The following is a 5541-nucleotide window of genomic DNA, read 5'->3' as shown; positions in this document are numbered from 1 at the left end:
GTGAGCGTATGGAACAGCAGGCCGTCCGCCGGCAGCTGTGCAGTAATGCGTGAGAACATGTTTTTTTCCGTACAGACAGAACTGACGATGAAGCGGGTCAGTAAGTGTGGAAGGTAAAAGATTTTTTATTTAAAGCATCTTCTGATTAGAAGCAATGGATTTCAGGATAAAATTATTTATCAAAAATCCCGATTAAAAAACGAGAAACATTTATGAACATGGTCAGCGCAATAATTTTTTAGTCAACATATTTTTTGGATATCAACCAGAAAACACAAGGAGAAAATTCTTTCTTGAATAATTTTAATTTATAAATAACAAACAATGCATTATTACTCAGATCAAGTTCAGCGAAATGTCTTTACAGTTTAGTGAATGTGATTAGAAACCACTTCAACTTCAATCTTTTTATTTATAAAAAAACCCATACTTCAGATATGGGATCTTATCATCAATCTTTCTCTTCAGGTGCTAAGTGAAACAGCTGTTCGGCCAGCGCAAGAATTCTGTCTTTATCGACTATTTTATTAACCCACTCCTGAGGAATGCCTGACAGTCCATACAATGCGCCCGCTAACTGACCAGCCGTTGCTGCCACACTATCAGCGTCATCAGCAAGATTTGCCGCCAGCAAAATGGCATCTTTAAAATTGTCTGTATGCCAGACGGCCCATAATGCGGCCTCAAGGGTGTCGATAACATAGCCCGGGGAGCGAATTTGATCCCGATGCTTTTCTTTATATTCACCGGCATTAATAAGCAGGACACGTAGTGATGTGGCCATGAGATGAGGCGCAAAACTTTCGCTCTTATTGTAACCGCTTAAAAGATAATGAAGTATTACATTAAAAAAACGACAACAATTAATTGACTCTGGAGCATAATGTGTAGCTTTACTCTGCAACGCGGCATCACGCCAACCATCAACAAAAGATTTTCTTCTAAAAATAGCAGTCGGAGCATGGCGAATTAATGCAGCATTACCAGCTGTTTCAGGAGAAGTATTCCCCATCCAGGAGGGCCCGTGCTGTTCAAATTGCTCAAGCGCAAAGCGCGTTGTGTTACCTATAGCAAAGCACATGCCATTTGAACTATTCGTCCCATTTTTATACCAGCTAAGCAGTTTTTTACGAAATAATGTGATGTCACATTTATTACTTTCAATATATGTTTCAGCGAGACACAGCGCCATTGAGGTGTCATCAGTCCACTCGCCGGGTTTGAGGCCGAAAGGTCCCATTCCAACCATATCATCAACGTGAGCTTTATCTCTTGGCATAAATTCCAGAGTCGTGCCAACAGCATCTCCAACCGCCAAGCCCATTAAAGCACCCTGACATTTATCTAATGCTTGCTCATTATTGATTTTTTGAGGGAGAGATTTCATCCATTCTGGTTTAGCTCCATCATCAGGATGGCTTCTCAAGGGTTTAGGATCAAAAGACATTCTATTCATTAACTGCCGCGAAGGTTGAGGCGTTAAATGAGCATAACGTTTCGCATAGACAAAAATTTCAAACTCGTCAGCTCTTAGATCAATCATAAAACCTCCTTATAAATTTACACCCTCAAATAATTTAAAAGCAGATGAAAATGAAATCAAATAAAAAAACAGGAGTACTATTTATAGTGTTATCGCGTTTTATTTACTAACAACATCTTCATACATAAATATATTAAAACCCATTTAATTCTGTAATTTTAAATATCTTTTTTTCCGTTTCTCATATTCAGGATCGATTTGATTAGGAAGAATGACTTTGAGTCCCGCGGCTATTTGAGATGCAATATAATTTGCGTTTGAAAGATGTTTGGCAAGCTCTGGGTCAGTTGTATCAAACTCTTTGGAAGCCAGACTCCCCAGATTCATGCTATGCAGGACACTTTTATCTTTTTCTTCACCAGTTAATATTTTTTTTACGTACATAAGCTGTTTCAGAGCAACCTGAAAAACTCTAAAATCCGGTTTTTCCATGGCTCTTTGATTAGTGATATCAATAGCATCATTGATGTAGTCTAAAGCAGTATATTTTTCTTTCTTCATCATAAACCCAACATGCACTCTTCTTGTTTGAGAGCAAAGGCAGATCTTGAATTAAAAATCACCAGGCCAACCTTATTACAAACGGAATGTATAAAGTAAGCTAAAGACAGACCTTTTTATTCACCAAATAGAAAAAACTAAAACTATATTAATTCAAAATTCTCCTTGCTAATTTCATTTATTACGTACTGCTCTGGGGCTTCTCTTATTTTTTTTGATAGACCTTTTAACATTTCAATATCGATAGAACGGATATCAATATATGGAGTTACAATGAAGAACCTTTCGACATCAACTTTGTAATCACCTTCACTAAACATAACCTTCATTACATATGAGCTATCGTCACACTCATACAGAGTAAAATCCCAAGGATTCATTGCTATTTTATTTTTACTCATTATAATTTCTCTCCTGTTAATAAATCGGTCACGGTATAATCTCTGCCTTTAACCATTCCTTCGGTTTTTACTACAGCCTCAAGATCACCTTGTGGTAGTTTGCCACCCGGAATCCATTGCTTATTAGCTCCCCATTCATTACCAGTAGGCATTTTTGGAGAGTACAACTCTGTAGGTTCAAATTCAATCAAAACAAGACTATCGTTTTTCAATTGTTCCTGTGGGATGCCTAATTTATCTGCAATCACTCCTACATCTCCTTTTGATTCAGAAATCATTTGTCCAGCGCGCTCCTTGGTTAGAACAAATTCCGTCCTCCCTGGATCAGGTTTACCAATACCATAATCTTCAAAACTTTTTCTAGTGACTATTCTAGATGCGCCATTTTCAAAGGATTTTGCATGAGAATCAATATAATCCTTAGGTAAATATGTTTCGGGGTCTGGCCTAAATGTTTTTTCGATACTTTGTATTTCGGCGATTTTTTCATCATTTAACGGAAGTTTGTTAGCATTAATATTATTACGACCACGCCAACCGTCAAACTTCATGCCCCCTTTGCCACCCAATGCCCCACCGGCAAAACTGCCTACCAGCATAGACCATTTTTGTCCGTCAGAGCCTTCCCCGAAAAGTCTGCCACCCACCCAATCGCCAGCGTAACCGCCGCCCATTGCACCAGCTAAGCCTAGCAGCGCAATAGCAGGAGATGCCAGGACCGCAACAGCTGCAGTGCCCACTCCCATCATCACCCAGTTTACCCAGCCAGGGATTTCGGGGTTGATATCGTCGGTCTGAAGTTTACCTCCGCCAATAAACACATTGGTTGAACCGCCAGATATCTCAGCGCTGCAGGTCAAACGGTCTCCGATGCGGGCGGCAGGAAAGTTGTTAATAAAAACTTTGTCCGAACCTTCAGCAACCCGTTGCGATGAGCCGCTGTGCTCATAGCAGTCGCCTTTGGACAAATGTGCACGTATCGCTGCTCTGCTGTTGGTAAAAACATTCGGCGAGCCGGATAACAGTTTGCCTGTGTTATGCCGCGGAGCCCATGACATGCTCCCTAGCACTTCACCCACCCCTCCGGCAGCACAGGCACCGGCTGCTGCTGCAGATACGACAACCAGAGCCGCTCCACCGGTTACAACAACGGCTGCTGCACCTAAAATGGCACCGCCAATTAACCCGGCGATCATCCAGCCTTTAGAAGCTGTGTGGGCTATCTCGTCCTGCTCTCTGGCAGCATTGAATTCAGCCATGATTTATACATCCTTATGTCTCTGAAGAAACGCAAGGATTTGTGATTCGCTGGCGAGATCTTCTGGTCCTTTAAAGGCTTTTGCCATGCCAAGAATATCTCTTACAGATGAGTTTTTTCTGTGTGATGATGTCCATAGTGCATAGCGCAACGGCTCTTCATTATTTAAGGCGGCGATATGTAATGGGCTTCCCGCTGAGTCAAAGAACAAATAACTGCCATTCAGAGCTCTTTTCAAATCAACATTCTGATAAAGTAATGTCACAGTTTCATGTGCGGTAAGCACTTTAGTATCGTTATCAAAAGAAAAGAAAATCCCCGTCGCATCAGTTGCCACGGGTACCGGCTCATCATCAGAATCACGAGAATTAAATTTTATACTGTTAATAATCTCATGATATTGCTTACTATAATAATCATTAAAACGTCCTGGGCATGTTCCAATATAACAAACAATCTTTTTACCCCCGGCGTCATCATCAAATAAAACAATCGATTGTTTTTGCCAGATCTCAGCGCCATCATTTTCAAAATGATAAAAAAGCTCAACTGCAGGCAGATTATCTATCTCGATCAGTTGTGATGTTATGTTTACAAAAGCGGGAACAGTGACACTCATCTCATTGATAATTCTAGCGGCCACTTTTTGCACTGTATCGTCATGAAAAGCAGATGCGCGAGACACTACGAACGTAAACTCACTCGCATTATTTTCGCTGAGCGTAAAAAGGTTCATTGTCCTGTCTTTAAATATGTCGGGCAGTTCAATTGAAGCTTCCTGAAGAGTATAGGTGGCCATTTTTATCCTTTAGTATTTTTTGCTGATGAAGAAAAGTAGTTTTCAATTTCACTTTTTATTTTATTTTTATGTCCACTACCTGGTGCAATTATTGCAGCGCTTCCTCCTTCTGGATTTAAATGTAACTCACCACCTTTGGTATTAATCTCTCCATTACCATCGACGGTAATGTTAAAATTTTTACCAATAAAATTAATCGCACCTTCTTTAGTTAACTCAATCGCGCTCAGACCACACTCGATTCTTACGGTGTCTCCGGCTGCAATGGTGTAAGAAGCAAAGGCCTGTTCAGTACGATTGCCCGTTGTCAGCGTTTTACTATTTCCCTGAGTGCCGAGAGCATGGTCACCATCCACTCGCGTCTCATTATTAGCCCCCACCGAAACTGTCCTATTGTTTAGAACACTGTGTGATTCATCATTTTTAACATGGGTATCCATGTTCTTCTGCGCCTGAATCCACAGGTGTTCCTCACCCGCCTTATCCTCAAACCTCAGCGCGTTCGCGGTGTCCGCCGTGCCATCCTTCGACCGGCTTAAAAAGCCCATCTGCGTCGCCGCTGCCGGCAGCGCCCACGGCGGCATGCTCGCCTCGTTATACACCCGGCCGATGATCAGCGGACGATCCGGATCCCCGTTAATGAAGTCCACCACCACCTCGTCGTTGACCCTGGGGATCTGCACGCCGCCGAACCCCTGACCGGCCCACGCGCTGGAGACGCGCACCCAGCAGGAGCTGGTGTCGTCGCCCTTCGCCAGCCGGTCCCAGTGAAACTTCACCTTTACCCGGCCATAGCGGTCGGTCCAGATCGACTCGCCTTTCGGCCCCACCACCTTCGCCGTCTGCGGACCGTGCGTTTTCGGCCACGGCGTCTCCGGCGGCGTGCGGTACGTCACCGACGACGGCAGCACCGTGAAGCTGATGTTGTGACGGCTGTCGCCGGTGTCGCCGCTGGCGTAACTGTTCTCGGCGAAGTCATAGGTGGCCGAGGTCACCAGATACTCGCCGTTGTCGCTGAAGTGCGGCGCGTTGATGATGG

At 43.2% G+C, this 5541-nt stretch carries 6 protein-coding genes; all 6 read right to left on the bottom strand.

From position 1 onward, the window contains the following. Window positions 1–451: 451 nt before the first annotated feature. On the bottom strand, window positions 452–1543 hold the full coding sequence (tri1, locus tag P2R09_RS03970; protein ID WP_275767305.1) for an ADP-ribosylarginine hydrolase Tri1: 1092 nt from the start codon (window positions 1541–1543) through the stop codon (window positions 452–454). Window positions 1544–1687: 144 nt separating this feature from the next. Then, window positions 1688–2047 carry an immunity protein Tsi6 family protein gene (locus P2R09_RS03965; protein WP_275767303.1) on the bottom strand — a complete coding sequence of 120 codons (360 nt, stop codon included), beginning with the start codon at window positions 2045–2047 and terminating at the stop codon, window positions 1688–1690. Between the two features lie 140 nt (window positions 2048–2187). Next, entirely contained in the window at window positions 2188–2445 is a 258-nt protein-coding gene (locus P2R09_RS03960; RefSeq protein ID WP_275767301.1) for a hypothetical protein, read from the bottom strand. Continuing rightward, a complete protein-coding gene (locus P2R09_RS03955; RefSeq protein WP_275767299.1) occupies window positions 2445–3704 on the bottom strand; it encodes a PAAR domain-containing protein in 1260 nt (419 codons plus the stop codon). Before P2R09_RS03955 ends, P2R09_RS03960 begins: the two co-directional genes overlap by 1 nt. Before the next feature lie 3 nt (window positions 3705–3707). Continuing rightward, complete coding sequence (locus tag P2R09_RS03950) at window positions 3708–4502, bottom strand: DcrB-related protein (protein WP_182630343.1); 795 nt, start codon at window positions 4500–4502, stop codon at window positions 3708–3710. A 2-nt stretch (window positions 4503–4504) separates the two neighbouring features. Beyond that, window positions 4505–5541: type VI secretion system tip protein TssI/VgrG (gene tssI / locus P2R09_RS03945; protein WP_275767295.1), on the bottom strand; the 1037-nt coding region annotated here is incomplete at its 5' end.

This window comes from Pantoea sp. Cr_R13 (assembly GCF_029222565.1).
Taxonomy (GTDB): domain Bacteria; phylum Pseudomonadota; class Gammaproteobacteria; order Enterobacterales; family Enterobacteriaceae; genus Pantoea; species Pantoea eucalypti.
Note: the sequence above shows the minus strand (reverse complement) of the source record. Positions and strands in the feature narration are given on the sequence as shown.